This window comes from Pseudomonas sp. FSL R10-2189 (assembly GCF_009600325.1).
GTDB classification, from domain to species: domain Bacteria; phylum Pseudomonadota; class Gammaproteobacteria; order Pseudomonadales; family Pseudomonadaceae; genus Aquipseudomonas; species Aquipseudomonas helleri.
In genome coordinates this window covers 110,543-125,461 of record NZ_WIVZ01000014.1, presented here as the reverse complement: position 1 = coordinate 125,461, position 14,919 = coordinate 110,543, and the positions used below count along the sequence as shown (strand labels likewise).

At 57.7% G+C, this 14,919-nt stretch carries 13 protein-coding genes; 8 read left to right on the top strand and 5 right to left on the bottom strand.

Going from position 1 to position 14,919, the window contains the following annotated elements:
- Nucleotides 1-189: 189 nt before the first annotated feature.
- The gene (locus tag GHO32_RS12595) at nt 190-1,620 is read right to left on the bottom strand and encodes a M48 family metalloprotease (protein WP_153333542.1); all 1,431 of its coding nucleotides are present in this window, start codon (nt 1,618-1,620) and stop codon (nt 190-192) included.
- Nucleotides 1,621-1,748: 128 nt separating this feature from the next.
- On the opposite strand from GHO32_RS12595, the gene GHO32_RS12590 reads away from it, so the two are divergent.
- The gene (locus tag GHO32_RS12590) at nt 1,749-1,988 is read left to right on the top strand and encodes a sulfurtransferase TusA family protein (RefSeq protein WP_153333544.1); all 240 of its coding nucleotides are present in this window, start codon (nt 1,749-1,751) and stop codon (nt 1,986-1,988) included.
- Between the two features lie 32 nt (nt 1,989-2,020).
- Nucleotides 2,021-3,091, top strand: a complete 1,071-nt coding sequence (locus GHO32_RS12585) for an AI-2E family transporter (protein ID WP_123750065.1) — start codon at nt 2,021-2,023, stop codon at nt 3,089-3,091.
- A 72-nt stretch (nt 3,092-3,163) separates the two neighbouring features.
- On the opposite strand, the gene acnB is transcribed toward GHO32_RS12585, so the two are convergent.
- Nucleotides 3,164-5,764 (bottom strand): bifunctional aconitate hydratase 2/2-methylisocitrate dehydratase, encoded by a 2,601-nt coding sequence (gene acnB / locus GHO32_RS12580; RefSeq protein WP_368668457.1) that lies wholly within the window; start codon nt 5,762-5,764, stop codon nt 3,164-3,166.
- Nucleotides 5,765-6,169: 405 nt separating this feature from the next.
- Between acnB and GHO32_RS12575 the strand changes: the two genes are divergently transcribed.
- Nucleotides 6,170-6,640, top strand: coding sequence for a DUF1289 domain-containing protein (locus tag GHO32_RS12575; protein WP_048370428.1), 471 nt, complete (start codon nt 6,170-6,172; stop codon nt 6,638-6,640).
- A 60-nt stretch (nt 6,641-6,700) separates the two neighbouring features.
- Here GHO32_RS12575 and GHO32_RS12570 read toward each other — a convergent pair whose 3' ends face one another.
- Nucleotides 6,701-7,555 carry a universal stress protein gene (locus tag GHO32_RS12570; RefSeq protein WP_153333548.1) on the bottom strand — a complete coding sequence of 285 codons (855 nt, stop codon included), beginning with the start codon at nt 7,553-7,555 and terminating at the stop codon, nt 6,701-6,703.
- Nucleotides 7,556-7,776: 221 nt separating this feature from the next.
- Here GHO32_RS12570 and GHO32_RS12565 point away from each other — a divergent pair, with 221 nt between their 5' ends.
- The 5 genes from GHO32_RS12565 (at nt 7,777) to GHO32_RS12545 (ending at nt 13,348) form a co-directional block, all read left to right on the top strand.
- On the top strand, nt 7,777-8,385 hold the full coding sequence (locus GHO32_RS12565) for a tRNA-(ms[2]io[6]A)-hydroxylase (RefSeq protein ID WP_048387275.1): 609 nt from the start codon (nt 7,777-7,779) through the stop codon (nt 8,383-8,385).
- A 210-nt stretch (nt 8,386-8,595) separates the two neighbouring features.
- Nucleotides 8,596-9,069 carry a MarR family winged helix-turn-helix transcriptional regulator gene (locus GHO32_RS12560; protein ID WP_153333550.1) on the top strand — a complete coding sequence of 158 codons (474 nt, stop codon included), beginning with the start codon at nt 8,596-8,598 and terminating at the stop codon, nt 9,067-9,069.
- Nucleotides 9,066-10,535: an efflux transporter outer membrane subunit gene (locus GHO32_RS12555; protein ID WP_153333552.1), complete on the top strand. Its 1,470-nt coding sequence runs from the start codon at nt 9,066-9,068 to the stop codon at nt 10,533-10,535. The genes GHO32_RS12560 and GHO32_RS12555 overlap by 4 nt, the downstream gene beginning before the upstream one ends.
- Nucleotides 10,536-10,549: 14 nt before the next feature.
- Nucleotides 10,550-11,755 carry an efflux RND transporter periplasmic adaptor subunit gene (locus GHO32_RS12550; protein WP_153333554.1) on the top strand — a complete coding sequence of 402 codons (1,206 nt, stop codon included), beginning with the start codon at nt 10,550-10,552 and terminating at the stop codon, nt 11,753-11,755.
- A gap of 63 nt (nt 11,756-11,818) precedes the next feature.
- Nucleotides 11,819-13,348 (top strand): DHA2 family efflux MFS transporter permease subunit, encoded by a 1,530-nt coding sequence (locus tag GHO32_RS12545; RefSeq protein ID WP_153333556.1) that lies wholly within the window; start codon nt 11,819-11,821, stop codon nt 13,346-13,348.
- 99 nt (nt 13,349-13,447) lie between these two features.
- On the opposite strand, the gene lpxH is transcribed toward GHO32_RS12545, so the two are convergent.
- Nucleotides 13,448-14,203, bottom strand: coding sequence for a UDP-2,3-diacylglucosamine diphosphatase (lpxH, locus tag GHO32_RS12540; RefSeq protein ID WP_371924455.1), 756 nt, complete (start codon nt 14,201-14,203; stop codon nt 13,448-13,450).
- Complete coding sequence (locus GHO32_RS12535; RefSeq protein ID WP_153333558.1) at nt 14,200-14,703, bottom strand: peptidylprolyl isomerase; 504 nt, start codon at nt 14,701-14,703, stop codon at nt 14,200-14,202. The genes lpxH and GHO32_RS12535 overlap by 4 nt, the downstream gene beginning before the upstream one ends.
- Nucleotides 14,704-14,919: the final 216 nt, after the last annotated feature.

Genomic DNA, 14,919 nt, shown 5'->3' with positions numbered 1-14,919 from the left:
TTAAATTGCTCTGTGTACTTGTTCATGTTGAAAACCCAAAAAGTTGGATGGGTGTCCAACTTTTTGGGGGCAGTTCAACCTGTGGGAGCGGGCTTGCTCGCGATGGGATCAACGCGGTCAACCTGATAGACCGAGCTGCCAGAATCGCGAGCAAGCCCGCTCCCACACGAAGGAGTGATGCGCTGTTAATCAGTTCATCATGTCTTTGATCGCCCGCTCTTGATCCATCAGCTCGCGCTGGCGTGCATCGAGGCGTGACGACAGCTGGAAGTTGTTGGTGAGCTTTTTCGCAAAGGCGATTTGCTGGATGGCCTGACGGTAGTCGCCCATCAAGGCGAAGTATTCGGCGCGGGCCTGGTGCAGGCCAATGATGTTGCCCGACAAGCCGCGTGTTTCCGCTACCTGATACCAGACGTCCGGGTCATCCGGGCGGATTTTGAGCAAGGCGTCCAGGGCTTTTTCGGCATCGGCCGGGCGATTTTGCTTGAGCAGCAAGTCGACCCTGACCTGATTCAACGGGTAGTTGCCTGGGTACAGGGTGCGCATTCTGTCGACCCGCTGCTGGGCATCGGCCAAACGGTTGCTATCCATGTCCAGCTCGATTTGCGCCAGGTTGTAGGTGATGTCGTTGGGGGCTTTGTCCAGCAACGGCTTCAGGGTGGTGCGGGCTTCGTTGAACTGGCTGCCCTTGATTTGGGCAATCGCCAGGCCATAACGGGCGACGTCATTTTTGGGGTTTTCATCCAGCTGCTGGCGGAACCGCTTGGCGGCCAGGCCCGGCGTGTCTTCGTATTGCAGCTGGACCCGGGCGCGAATCAGTTGATAGCGCAGGCTGTCTTCGGTGCCGCCGATTTTGGCCTGTTCGGCGCGGTTGCGGGTGTCGGCGATACGCGACTCGGTCACCGGGTGGGTCAGCAAAAATTCAGGCGGCTTGGCGTCAAAGCGATACTGGCGCATCAAGCGCTCAAACATGGTGGGCATGGAGCGCGGGTCGTAACCGGCCTTTTCAAGGTTGAGGATGCCGATACGGTCAGCCTCTTGCTCGTTCTGGCGTGAGAAACGCCGTTGCTCCTGAAAGGCCGCTGCCTGGGTGCCGGCGATGGTGGCAATACCGGCGTCACCGGCGCCCGAGGCGGCAATTACAATACCGGCAAGCAGGGCCGCCATCATGGGCAGTTGCATGCGTTGCTGGGCTTCTACACCGCGGGCAAAGTGGCGTTGCGACAAGTGAGCAAGTTCGTGGGCCAGTACCGAGGCGTATTCGCCTTCGGTCTGGGCGTTGAGGAACAACCCGCCGTTGACCCCGATAATCCCGCCGGGCGCCGCGAAGGCGTTGAGCTGCGGGCTGTTGATCAGAATGAATTCCAGACGCCGGTCCTGCACCTGGCTGGTTTCGACCAGTTTGTAGACGCTGGTTTCGACGTAGTCCTTGAGTTGTGGGTCATTGAGCTGCGACACCTGACTGCGCAGCATGCTCAACCAGGCACGGCCGAGTTGATACTCTTGCTGCGGAGACACGATGGCCGAGCTGGCGTCACCCAGAGACGGTAAATCGTCTGCGAAACTCGGTGATGCGAGCAGGCAAGCGAGCGTCAACAGGGTCGGGCGCAGAAAATTCATGCACAAAGCTCTAATCAATAAAGCGCTTACTGTAGCTGGACACTCGGCTGGCGACCAGTGGTGGTCTCCTTGGGGTATTCTAGCGAGCTAAAAAATGCCATCCATAGGCATGCCTGAGGAAGTAAGAAATGACTGATGCGTTGGCGCATGATGCGCTAGTGGATGCCAGTGGCCTGAGCTGCCCACTGCCGTTGCTCAAGGCCAAGCTGGAGCTTAATCGCTTGGCCCAAGGGCAGACCTTGAAAGTCATCGCGACGGACGCCGGTTCGCTACGCGATTTTCGGGCTTTCGCACGTCTGGCAGGGCATGAGCTGCTGCGTGAAGAAGAAGATTCTGGCACCTATCGCTACTGGTTACGCAAGGTCTGAGGCCGGGCTTCGCTTTCTCTTAAGGAATTTCGATGTTCAACGTGTTACGAAATTGGGTGCAGCGCTACTTCTCTGATGAGGAGGCCGTGGTGCTGGCGGTGTTGTTGGTGCTGGCCTTTACGGCGGTGCTGACCTTGGGCGGCATGCTCGCACCGGTGTTGGCCGGCATGGTGCTGGCGTATCTGATGCAGGGCCTGGTGGTGGCGCTTGAACGCCTGCGAGTGCCCGCAGGGGCGGCGGTCGGGCTGGTGTTTGCCCTGTTTATGGGGCTGCTGCTGGTGTTTATGATCGTGGTCGTGCCCTTGCTGTGGCACCAGTTGATCACCTTGTTCAATGAATTGCCGGGCATGCTGGCCAAATGGCAGTCGCTGCTGCTGTTGCTGCCTGAGCGTTACCCGCATCTGGTGTCGGATGAGCAGGTGCTGCAAGCCATCGAAGTGGCGCGCGGTGAGATCGGCAAGTTTGGCCAGTTGGCGCTGACCTTCTCACTGTCCAGTTTGCCGATGTTGGTCAACATCATGATCTATCTGGTACTGGTGCCGATTCTGGTGTTCTTCTTCCTGAAAGACCGTGCGCTGATTGGTCGTTGGGTTCGCGGTTATTTACCTCGCGAGCGTGCGCTGATTACCCGTGTGGCCGAGGAAATGAACCGGCAGATCGCCAACTACATTCGCGGCAAGGTGATCGAGATCATCATCTGCGGCGGCGTGACTTACATCGCCTTCGTGACCATGGGCCTGAACTACGCGGCCTTGCTGGCGTTGCTGGTGGGTGTGTCGGTGGTGGTGCCGTATGTGGGCGCGGTGGTGGTGACGGTGCCGGTCATGCTGATTGCGTTATTCCAGTGGGGCTGGAGCGACCAGTTTATCTACCTGATGGCGGTGTACGGGATCATTCAGACCCTGGACGGCAACGTGCTGGTGCCATTGCTGTTCTCTGAGGCGGTGAGTTTGCACCCGGTGGCCATCATTTGTGCGGTCTTGCTGTTCGGCGGATTGTGGGGCTTTTGGGGGGTGTTTTTTGCGATCCCGCTGGCCACGCTGTGCAAGGCGGTGCTGGATGCCTGGCCACGTGAACAGCAGGTGGTAGCGCCACTGCTGTAAAGCCCGAAGGGCAGGCAAGAAAAAGCCCCGGCTCTCGTAAGAGAACCGGGGCTTTTTCGTTACGGCATCAGCTTACGCTTGAATGACCGGGATGTTGGCATTGGCTGCCGACTCACGGAATTCAGCGATCTGATCAAAGCTCAGGTAACGGTACACGTCCGTTGCCATGGTGTTGATCTCTGCTGCGTAAGCCAGGTATTCCTCAACCGAAGGCAGACGGCCCAGGATCGAAGCTACCGACGCCAACTCAGCCGAAGCCAGGTAAACGTTGGCACCGTCACCCAGACGGTTCGGGAAGTTACGGGTCGAAGTCGACACTACGGTGGAGTTCGGCTCAACGCGTGCCTGGTTACCCATGCACAGCGAGCAGCCTGGCATTTCCATGCGTGCGCCGGCTTTGCCGTAGATGCCGTAGTAGCCTTCTTCGGTCAGTTGGTGAGCGTCCATTTTGGTCGGAGGCGACAGCCACAGACGGGTTGGCAGCTGACCTTTGACCTTGTCCAGCAACTTGCCCGCAGCGCGGAAGTGGCCGATGTTGGTCATGCACGAACCGATGAACACTTCGTCGATTTTCTCGCCAGCAACGCTGGACAGCAGACGGGCGTCATCCGGGTCGTTGGGTGCACAGAGCACAGGCTCTTTGATGTCGGCCAGATCGATTTCGATGATGTGCGCGTATTCGGCGTCAGCATCGGCTTCCATCAGCTCAGGGTTGGCAACCCAGGCTTCCATCGCTTGAGCGCGACGCTCAAGGGTACGCACGTCGCCGTAACCTTCTGCAATCATCCAGCGCAGCAGGGTGATGTTGGAGTTCAGGTATTCGGTGATCGATTCTTTGGACAGCTTGATGGTGCAGCCAGCCGCCGAACGCTCTGCCGAGGCGTCGGAGAGTTCGAACGCTTGCTCGATGCTCAGGTTGTCCAGACCTTCGATTTCCAGGATGCGACCCGAGAATTCGTTGATCTTGCCTTTCTTCTCGACCGTCAGCAGGCCTTTCTGGATAGCGACGTAAGGAATGGCGTGTACCAGGTCACGCAGGGTGATGCCCGGCTGCATTTCGCCTTTGAAGCGAACCAGAACCGATTCCGGCATGTCCAGTGGCATTACGCCAGTGGCTGCGGCGAACGCTACCAGACCCGAACCGGCAGGGAACGAAATGCCCATTGGGAAGCGAGTGTGGGAGTCGCCACCGGTGCCGACGGTGTCAGGCAGCAGCATGCGGTTCAGCCAGCTGTGGATGATGCCGTCGCCCGGACGCAGGGAAACACCGCCACGGGTCATGATGAAGTCTGGCAGGGTGTGGTGCGTGGTGACGTCGATCGGCTTTGGATAGGCCGCGGTGTGGCAGAACGACTGCATCACCAGGTCAGCGGAGAAGCCCAGGCACGCCAGGTCTTTCAGTTCGTCACGGGTCATTGGACCGGTGGTGTCCTGAGAACCTACGGTGGTCATCTTCGGCTCGCAGTAAGTGCCTGGACGAACGCCAGTCACGCCGCACGCCTTGCCAACCATTTTTTGCGCCAGGGTGTAACCCTTGGTGCTTTCAATAGGTGCTTCAGGCTTTTTGAACAGATCGGTAGGACCCAGACCCAGCTCGGCACGAGCCTTCTCGGTCAGGCCACGGCCGATGATCAGCGGGATACGGCCACCGGCGCGAACTTCGTCCAGCAGAACGGGAGTTTTCAGTTCGAAGGTGGTGATGACTTCGTCAGTACCGTGCTTGCACACTTTGCCAGCGTGCGGGTACAGGTCGATCACGTCGCCCATGTTGATGTTGCTGACGTCGAACTCGATTGGCAGTGCGCCAGCATCTTCCATGGTGTTGTAGAAGATTGGAGCGATTTTGCTGCCGAAGCAGAAGCCGCCTGCACGCTTGTTCGGTACATAAGGAACGTCGTCGCCGAAGAACCACAGTACGGAGTTGGTGGCCGACTTACGCGACGAACCGGTACCGACTACGTCACCGACGTAGGCGATAGGGAAGCCCTGACCGCGCATTTCTTCGATTTGCTTCATCGGGCCGATGGAGCCTTGAACGTCCGGCACGATACCGTCACGAGCCATTTTCAGCATGGCCAGGGCGTGCAGCGGGATGTCCGGGCGCGACCAGGCGTCTGGTGCAGGCGACAGGTCGTCGGTGTTGGTTTCGCCGGTAACCTTGAACACGCGCAGGCTGATTTTGTCTGCCAGTGTCGGGCGGTTTTTGAACCACTCGCCGTCAGCCCAGGACTCAATCACGGCTTTAGCGTGAACATTGCCGTTTTTGGCTTTTTCAGCGACGTCGTGGAAGGCATCGAACATCAGCAGGGTGTGCTTGAGTTGCGCAGCGGCAACCGGTGCCAGCTCTGCGTCGTCCAGCAGATCTACCAAAGTAACGATGTTGTAGCCGCCTTGCATGGTGCCAAGCAGTTCAACAGCGCGTTGTTTGGTGATCAGGGGGGAGGTTGCTTCACCTTTCGCGATGGCGGCCAGGAAGCCGGCTTTTACGTAGGCAGCTTCGTCAACACCAGGTGGAATGCGGTTGGTGATCAGGTCAACGAGGAATTCTTCTTCGCCGGCAGGCGGGTTTTTCAGCAGCTCAACCAGGCCTGCAGTTTGTTCGGCGTTAAGCGGCTGGGGAACGATACCCAGGGCTGCGCGCTCTTCGATATGTTTGCGGTAGGCTTCAAGCACAGTTATTACCCTCATCATTGGTCCCAAATGGGTGTCCGGGACGCTCATCCAGGAATGCCAGGTACTCATGCGCTGCAGGGCTTTTTGGGCCGCTTAGCCAGAGTTTCAAGGATTCCCAACAGAAGCTGTTTTCAAAGTTTTACGCCATCCGAACGGCGGGATGATGAAGGTTGATGGGGGCACTTGCTGTGCAAACACCCCGCACCAACACCGTTCTTCAGGATCAACTGTGCTCGTGACGCTTTGAAAACAGCTTCCAACGGACATTGGCGCCTTAAAAGGCAGGCTGATTCTACGGCAAAAACTTGTTAAAGGTAAGTTAGGCCCTGAAGGTTGAGGGGTGATCTGCGTTAGACAAAGGGCTAACATGGCCGTCTGTTTCACTCTGCAGTGCTCTATTTCGCCATGCCCAACCAAACCATCAAGACCCCTTGTATCGGCCTGTGCTCAACGGTTTACGGAGACCTCGTGTGCCGTGGCTGCAAGCGTTTCCACCACGAAGTGATCCACTGGAACGGTTACAACGAGGACGAAAAACGCGCTGTCTGGCTGCGGCTCGAACAGCTTTTAGTGCAGGTCATGGCGGCCAAGGTCGAGGTGTTTGACCCGCCGGCGCTGCGCAATCAGTTGATTACCCGAAAAATACGTTTCGTCGAGAAGCAATCTGAATATTGCTGGGCGTACCAGCTGATAGCCCGTGGCGCACGGGTGATCAACCAATTGGAGATGTACGGGATGGTGTTGTTGCCGGAGTTTCGTGACTGGGGGCTGCCGGAATTGCGTGACGCCATTGATCGGGAATTTTTCCTCTTGTCCGAAGCGCACTACGAGCGCTACATCGCCCCGGGCTTTCTCAAGGATGCAATGGGGCAATAGGTCCCGGCCCGCTGCCTCGCGATCTTTAAACGAGCAAAAGATCGCGAGGCAAGCTCGCTCCTACACTTTTTGTTCCAGTTCCTTGACGATGTCTTCGGGCTTGAGCACCAGAACGTCGGATTCAAGCTTGTCGATCACGATTTCTGCAGTGTTGCCGATCAAGGCCGCTGACAAGCCGGTGCGCGCCACAGTACCGATTACCGTCACCGCAGCGTCGAGCTTTCTGGCGACCTGCTGAATGATGATGTCTGCCGGGCCTTCTTTAATGTGCATGCGCTCGTCGCTGATTTCGAAGCGGCGCTGGAACTCCTTGCTGGCCGCCCGAAAGCTGGCTTCGTATTCGGTGTCGATCGGGTAGGCCGCATCCATCACCGCCAGGGTGGGCGCCGGGTGCGCGCTGACGACGTGCAGTTCGCCGTGTGTCAGGCTGGCAATGCGAAAACCCTGGTCGATGATGGTTTTGTGCAGCGCCATGTGGTCTTCGTCGCCGTTGCCTACGTCGACGGCGGCCAGCACCACGCCGTTGCTCCAGGGCTTGGTGGTTCTGACCAGCAAGACCGGGGTAGGGCAGTCGCGCAGCAGCTTCCAGTCTTCGGGGGTGAGCAGGATCTTTCTCAGGATGGAGTCGTCAACGTGTTGCTTGATCACCAGCCCGCAACCCTCGATTTGCTGCTCCTTGATGATGGTGGTGTGCAGGTTGTCGTGCCACGCCTGACGTGACGTCACGCTGTAGCCTTCGGTGATCAGGCTGTTGGTCAGGACATTGAGCAAGGCTGAGTGATCGTGCTCTTTGTCGCCGATCAACAGATGCAAATGCGCTTTGGAGGCTTTGGCGATTTCTTTGGCGCGCTTGAGGGCGAAGCTTTCCATCAGATGGGGCTCGATGACGACCAACAGGCTACGTATGGTTTGCATGACCGTTCACTCCATGTGCAATAAGGGGGGGATGCGAACACTATAGTTGCTCATCTGTAATGCGGACGTTGATGCATATCAAGCTGCGCGGTTGGTGCTGTGGCGCATGGCCCGTATAATCGGCGCCTTTCGCCTCGTCCAGCCTTTGTGAGCCTCATGTCAGCGATACCTCAAAACACGTTCGGCCCGTTGTGCAATCTCCACTGTTCGGGAGTGCGTGCATGAACCTTCCTGAAATCCATGAGTTCTTGGGTTGCCGTACCCCTGACGGCTGGATCGCTGCTGCATTGGCCGATCAGGAAACCCTGCTGATCGACCACAAAAACTGCGAATTCAAGGCCGCCAGTACGGCGTTGAGCCTGATCGCCAAGTACCACTCCCACGTTGACCTGATCAATATGATGTCGCGCCTGGCCCGTGAAGAGCTGGTGCACCACGAGCAGGTCATGCGCTTGATGAAAAAACGCAAAATCGAACTGCGCCAGTTGTCGGCGGGCCGTTACGCCTCGGGTTTACGCAAAGTGGTGCGTAACCACGAACCGGTAAAGCTGGTGGATACCTTGGTGGTCGGGGCGTTTATTGAAGCCCGCAGTTGCGAGCGTTTCGAAGCGCTGGTGCCGCATTTGGACGAAGAACTCGGCAAGTTCTACTACGGCCTGCTCAAAAGCGAGGCCCGCCATTTTCAGGGCTATTTGAAACTGGCCTATCAATACGGCGACGCCAAAGACATTGCTCAGGTCATCGAGCGGGTGAGAGCGGCCGAGCAAGAACTGATTGAAACACCCGATGTTGAATTCCGCTTCCACAGCGGCGTGCCTGCCCAGTCTTAAGTCGCCGATTTACCGGCTACGGCTTTCTGTGTTCCATACCTGACCGGAGCTGCCGAAGGCTGTGATCTTTTGATTTTTCAAAGATCGCGGCCTTCGGCAGCTCTTACAGTCACATCTCAATAGTTAGCCTGCTATTTATAATCTTGACATTAGCTGCCTAAGCAGTAGTATTTGGTTACATTACTGCTTAGGCAGCTTTCTGGTGCCCTGATGAAACACTTCCACCCCGATACCTTTCGAAACTGCACCCTGGGTTTGTTACTGGGGCGTGCAGCGCTGCTTAAAGATCGCATCATCGACACGCACATGGAGCCTTACGGCATCACTGCTGCGCAGTTCAAGGTGCTGATCATCATGGCGCAATTTGCTGTCGATACTCCGGCCGAGCTGTGCCGCCACTTGTCACTGGACAGCGGCTCGATGACGCGCATGCTCGATCGCCTTGAGCAAAAGAGTCTTTTGATTCGCCAACGCTCTGACGCCGACAGGCGCCAGGTACGTCTTGTGCTGACTGAAGACGGGCAGGCGCTGGCAGATCGGCTCCCGACGATTGGCGCTGATGCCATGAATCAATTGGCGGGTGCAATCAGCCCACAAGAACTGCAAAGCCTGGAACAGATCCTTAAAAAAATACTGCTGGCGGCCGGTGATCCGATCACTATCCAGCGCTTGGGTGAAAAATGAGCAACAGAGCATTACGAACAGGCTTAAGCCTGATGTGTGTGTCCCTTGCGTTGGCAGGTTGTGCCAGCTACAGCGGTTTGACCACCGAAGGCGCGCGCCTGGATGCGAAAAGCCTCCAGTCCGCTCAAGCCCTCAAGGGCATCAATGTGACCCCGGCAGCCTGGCCGCAAAAGGACTGGTGGAAGCGCTTGGGCGACAGCCAGTTGAATGGCTTGGTCGACGAGGCATTGCGTGACAGCCCGGACATGCAGATAGCCAGTGCCCGTGTGCATCAGGCCACTGCCGCCGCCGGCGCTGCCAATGCGGCACGCATGCCGACGCTGGACGCCGAGGCCGATGTGACGCGCTCGCGCCTGTCACGCTCCCAGGATCCAACCGGCCAGGGTGGTCGTTATGACACGGTGCGTGACATCGGTCTGACCTTCAATTACACCTTCGACCTGTGGGGCGGCCAGCGGGATGCCTGGGAAGCGGCTTTGGGCGAAGCCCGCGCTGCCGAAGTCGACAGCCACGCTGCGAGCCTGACCCTGGCGGCCGATGTGGCAAAGGCCTACAGCAATCTGGGGCATGCCTACAGCGTGCTGGATCTGTCGAAAGATGACCTTCAGCGCACCCGCAAAATGCTCGATTTGAGCAAGCAGCGGTTGCAGGCCGGTATCGACAGCCACTATCAGTATCAGCAGACCGAAAGCCTGGAAGCCAGCTCCCAGGAGCAGGTGATCAATGCACAGAAACAGGTCAAGAGCGCTCATATCGCCCTGGCAGTGTTGCTGGGTAAAGGGCCGGACCGTGGTTTTGAGATTGCCCGGCCGCAGATTTTGACCCCTGCCGCCGTGGCCGTGCCGAGCACATTGCCCGCCGAGTTACTGGGTCGTCGCCCCGATATTGTGGCGGCACGCTGGCGGGTCGAAGCGGCCAGTAAAAATATTGCCGCCGCCAAAACACGCTTTTACCCCAACCTCAACTTGAGTGCCGCTGCCGGGACTCAGTCGTTGCTGGGCGATGCGTTGTTTGGTTCGGCCAGCCGCTTTATGAACATCGCCCCGGCCATTTCGCTGCCGATTTTTGACGGCGGCCGTCTGCGTGCCGGGCTGGATGCCGAAGACGCCAATTACGACTTGGCCGTTGCGCAATACAACAAGACCCTGGTGGCCGCACTCGGTGATGTCAGCGATACCCTCGAGCAATTGAATGCCATGAGCGAGCAGGTCAGCACCCAGAAACGTGCGGCTGATATTGCCCAGCAGTCGTATGACTCGGGATTGCAGCGCTACGAATCCGGCATCGGCAGTTACCTGGATGTCCTCAGCATCGAGCAGCAATTGCTCCAGGCACAGCGCCAGCTGGCTGACCTGAATGCCGAGCAGATCACGCTTTCGATTCAACTGATGCAAGCCCTGGGCGGTGGCTTTGAGCCCGGCAATGCGGCTGCGGCCGTTCCTGTTCAAGTCTCCCTGGCAGAATAATTTAGGTAATCGTCATGGCTACTGTGCAAACACCGAATGAAGCGCAACACAATCAGGACGCTGGTAATCAGCGCAAACGTAAACTCTGGCTGAGTGGTCTGGCCATATTGGTCATCTTGGTCGGCCTGGGTGTCTGGGGCTGGCATGAGTTGTATGGTCGCTGGAGCGAAAGCACCGACGACGCCTATGTCAACGGTAACGTGGTCGAAATCACGCCATTGGTGGCGGGGACGGTAGTGAGCATCGGCGCCGATGATGGCGATCTGGTTCATGAAGGGCAGGTGCTGCTTAACTTTGATCCGAGTGATTCGCTGGTCGGCTTGCAGAGCGCCGAAGCCAACCTGGCTCGCACTGTGCGTCAGGTTCGCGGCCTGTTCAGTAACGTAAGCGGTACCAAAGCGCAGGTGGCGGCGCAAAAAGTCGCTGTGCAAAAGGCCCAGGACAACTTCAATCGCCGGAAAAACCTGGCAGCAAGCGGGGCTATTTCCCAAGAAGAGCTGTCCCATGCGCGGGATGACCTGGCGTCTGCACAAAGTGCCTTGCGCAATAACGAGCAGCAACTCGACACCACCAGCGCGCTGGTTGACAACACGGCCATTGCTAACCATCCGGATGTGCTGGCCGCCGCTGCGCAGTTGCGTCAGGCGTATCTGGAGCACGCACGCACCACGTTGATTGCGCCGGTGACCGGCTATGTCGCCAAGCGTACCGTGCAATTGGGCCAGCGCGTTCAGCCGGGCACCGCGTTGATGGCGGTTATCCCGCTTAATCAACTGTGGATCGACGCCAACTTCAAGGAAACCCAACTGGACAAGATGCGTATTGGCCAGCCGGTTGAAATTGAATCGGACCTGTATGGGAGCAACGTCAAGTACAGCGGTACCGTCGACAGCATTGGTGCGGGCACTGGCAGCGCGTTTGCCCTGCTGCCAGCGCAAAACGCTACCGGCAACTGGATCAAAATCGTTCAGCGTGTTCCGGTGCGTATCCACATCAATGCCGATGAGCTGGCCCAGCACCCGCTACGCATCGGGCTGTCGACCACGGTTGACGTGAACCTGCATGACCAGAGCGGCCCGGTGCTGGCGCAACAACCGCCGCAGAAGGCGATGTTCACCACCAACGTGTACGAGCAACAGTTGGCTGAAGCAGACACCCTGATTTCCCGTCTGATCGAAAGCAACAGCGCTGTGGCGGGCCCTACCGCCGCCCAACGCTAATTCGCCAATCCATAAGCCCCGCTGCACTGGCGGGGCTGTGCCCCTGGTTTTAAAGGATTTGCGATGAGCACAAACGCGTCTTTTACCCCGCCCAGCCTGCTGTTCGCCACCATTGGCCTGTCGCTGGCGACCTTTATGCAGGTGCTCGACACCACCATCGCCAACGTTGCTTTGCCGACCATCTCCGGCAACCTGGGGGTGAGTTCGGAGCAGGGTACGTGGGTCATTACTTCTTTTGCGGTGAGTAACGCGATTGCCTTGCCATTGACGGGCTGGTTGAGCCGGCGCTTTGGTGAAGTGAAACTGTTTTTGTGGGCCACGGTGCTGTTTGTGCTGGCTTCATTCTTGTGCGGTATTTCGACGTCCATGCCTGAACTGGTGGGTTTTCGTGTGCTGCAAGGTCTGGTGGCCGGGCCGCTGTATCCGATGACGCAAACCTTGCTGATTGCGGTGTACCCCCCGGCGAAACGGGGGATGGCATTGGCATTGCTGGCGATGGTCACGGTGGTGGCGCCGATTGCCGGGCCGATTTTGGGTGGCTGGATTACGGACAGTTACAGTTGGCCGTGGATCTTCTTTATTAACATCCCGATTGGCATCTTTGCGGTGTTGGTAGTGCGTCAGCAGCTCAAGGCGCGCCCGGTGGTGATTACTCGCCAGCCGATGGACTACGTAGGGCTTATTACGCTGATCATTGGCGTCGGCGCGCTACAGATTGTGCTCGACAAGGGTAATGACCTGGACTGGTTCGAATCCAACTTCATTCTGCTGGGCACGGCGTTGTCCGTGGTGGCGTTGGCGGCCTTTGTCATTTGGGAAATGACCGACAAACACCCGATTGTGAACCTGCGCCTGTTTGCCTACCGCAACTTCCGGATCGGCACCATCGTGTTGGTGCTGGGCTATGCCGGGTTCTTCGGTATCAACCTGATCTTGCCGCAATGGTTGCAAACCCAAATGGGTTATACCGCGACATGGGCGGGCTTGGCGGTGGCGCCGATTGGGATATTGCCGGTGTTGATGTCGCCTTTTGTGGGCAAGTACGCGAACAAGTTCGACCTGCGCCTGCTGGCCGGGCTGGCCTTTTTGGCGATCGGCCTGAGCTGCTTCATGCGTGCCGATTTCACCAATGAGGTCGACTTCCAGCACGTTGCACTGGTGCAACTGTTTATGGGGATCGGGGTGGCGCTGTTCTTCATGCCGACCTTGAGCATTCTGATGTCGGACTTGCCGCCCAACCAAATCGCTGACGGCGCGGGCCTGGCCACGTTCTTGCGGACATTGGGCGGTAGTTTTGCTGCGTCCCTGACCACCTGGATCTGGATTCGTCGTGCCGATCAGCATCATGCCTACATGAGTGAAAGCTTGAGTACCTATGATCCGGTCACCCGGCATGCGCTGGACAGTTTGGGCGGGGCGAGCAACCAGGCGTATGCCCAGCTCGATCAGGTGCTGACCAGCCAGGCGTACATGCTCTCGACCGTGGACTACTTCACGCTGATGGGCTGGATGTTTATGGGCTTGATCTTGCTGGTATGGCTGGCCAAGCCGCCATTTGCTGCCAAGCCAGGACCGGCGGCGAGCGGGCATTAACGCCTGATCGTACGCAAAACCGTAGGAGCGAGCTTGTCTCGCGATCTTTTGATTTTTTAAAAGATCGCGAGGCAAGCTCGCTCCTACAGTGGGCAGTGTTTATTGGGTGGCGTGAGGTAACGCCAGCTGCGCGCTGTCGAACTCAAACGGCGCCAGTTGCATGCCTTGTTCATCGACTTGCAAGGCCCAGCCTTGTTTGTCCCAGTCGCCGAGTACGATGCGCTTGGCGGCGTAATCGCCAAGTTGCAATTTGTGTATCGCGGGGCGGTGGGTGTGGCCATGGATCAGGGTCTTGACGCCGAAGTGCTCCATGATCCGCGGTACTTGCTCGGGGGTTACGTCGACAATGTCGTTGGCTTTCATGCGGGTTTGCGCACGGCTTTCGCTGCGCAGCTTGCGCGCCAGCTTATGGCGAGTGCTCAACGGCAAGTGGCGCAAGATCCACACCGTTACCGGGTTGCGCAGGTAGCGTCGCATACGCATGTAGGCTTCGTCGCGGGTGCACAGGCTGTCGCCGTGCATCAATAAAACCGGCTCGCCGTAGAAATCGACCACGCTCGGGTCTTTAAGCAGGGTGCAGCCAGCCGCCTTGCAAAAGGCCTGGCCGAGCAGAAAATCACGATTGCCGTGCATCAGGAATACGTTCGTACCGCTGTCACTCAATTCGCGCAGCGCTTCGCAGATGGAGCGCTGGTAGGGCGTCATTGCATCGTCGCCAATCCAGGCTTCAAAAAAATCTCCCAAAATGTACAGCGCCTGTGCCGAGCGCGCGCGCCCGGACAGGAAATTCAGAAACGCCCGGGTAATGTCCGGGCGCTCCTCTTCCAGATGCAAATCTGAAATCAGCAGTATCACTCAATGATCTCGGCTTTCTCGATGATCACGTCTTCTGCCGGTACGTCCTGGTGGCCCGCTTTGGAAACGGTCGAAACGCCTTTGATCTTGTCAACAACGTCTTGACCTTCGGTCACTTTGCCGAACACTGCGTAGCCCCAGCCCTGAACGTTTTTGCCGCTGTGGTTCAGGAAGCTGTTGTCAGCCACGTTGATGAAGAACTGCGCGGAAGCCGAATGCGGCTCCATGGTGCGAGCCATGGCGATGGTGTACTTGTCGTTCGACAGGCCGTTATCCGCCTCGTTCTGGATGCTTGGGCGCTTGTCTTTCTTTTCTTTCATGCCAGGTTCAAAACCGCCGCCCTGAATCATGAAGTTACCGATTACACGGTGGAAAACAGTGTTTTCGTAGTGGCCGGCTTTTACGTATTCGAGGAAGTTGGCGACAGTAATTGGCGCCTTTTCAGCGTTCAGCTCAATCACGATGTCGCCGTGGTTGGTGGTCAGTTTTACTTTTGACATGTCGTTATCGCTCTATCAGAGAATTCGTTGGGCGAGGAAATCGTATGACACCGTCAGCCCCGGTTGGGCTGGGTAGATACAGCCGCGGGCGAAGTTTAGCCTGCCCGCAGAGCATTTCGATGGTGTTTTTGCGATATGGGGGCTAAAAGCCCCATTTCAATTGCTTTGATTGGTCGCCTGCTCTGTCAGGGACTTGACAGCATCGGCTATGATAGG

What these genes read in the sequence shown, in the direction of transcription:
- GHO32_RS12595 (WP_153333542.1), bottom strand. Translation starts at nt 1,620, where the DNA reads ATGAATTTTCTGCGCCCGACCCTGTTGACGCTCGCTTGCCTGCTCGCA.
- GHO32_RS12590 (WP_153333544.1), top strand. Translation starts at nt 1,749, where the DNA reads ATGACTGATGCGTTGGCGCATGATGCGCTAGTGGATGCCAGTGGCCTG.
- GHO32_RS12585 (WP_123750065.1), top strand. Translation starts at nt 2,021, where the DNA reads ATGTTCAACGTGTTACGAAATTGGGTGCAGCGCTACTTCTCTGATGAG.
- GHO32_RS12575 (WP_048370428.1), top strand. Translation starts at nt 6,170, where the DNA reads ATGCCCAACCAAACCATCAAGACCCCTTGTATCGGCCTGTGCTCAACG.
- GHO32_RS12570 (WP_153333548.1), bottom strand. Translation starts at nt 7,555, where the DNA reads ATGCAAACCATACGTAGCCTGTTGGTCGTCATCGAGCCCCATCTGATG.
- GHO32_RS12565 (WP_048387275.1), top strand. Translation starts at nt 7,777, where the DNA reads ATGAACCTTCCTGAAATCCATGAGTTCTTGGGTTGCCGTACCCCTGAC.
- GHO32_RS12560 (WP_153333550.1), top strand. Translation starts at nt 8,596, where the DNA reads ATGAAACACTTCCACCCCGATACCTTTCGAAACTGCACCCTGGGTTTG.
- GHO32_RS12555 (WP_153333552.1), top strand. Translation starts at nt 9,066, where the DNA reads ATGAGCAACAGAGCATTACGAACAGGCTTAAGCCTGATGTGTGTGTCC.
- GHO32_RS12550 (WP_153333554.1), top strand. Translation starts at nt 10,550, where the DNA reads ATGGCTACTGTGCAAACACCGAATGAAGCGCAACACAATCAGGACGCT.
- GHO32_RS12545 (WP_153333556.1), top strand. Translation starts at nt 11,819, where the DNA reads ATGAGCACAAACGCGTCTTTTACCCCGCCCAGCCTGCTGTTCGCCACC.
- GHO32_RS12535 (WP_153333558.1), bottom strand. Translation starts at nt 14,703, where the DNA reads ATGTCAAAAGTAAAACTGACCACCAACCACGGCGACATCGTGATTGAG.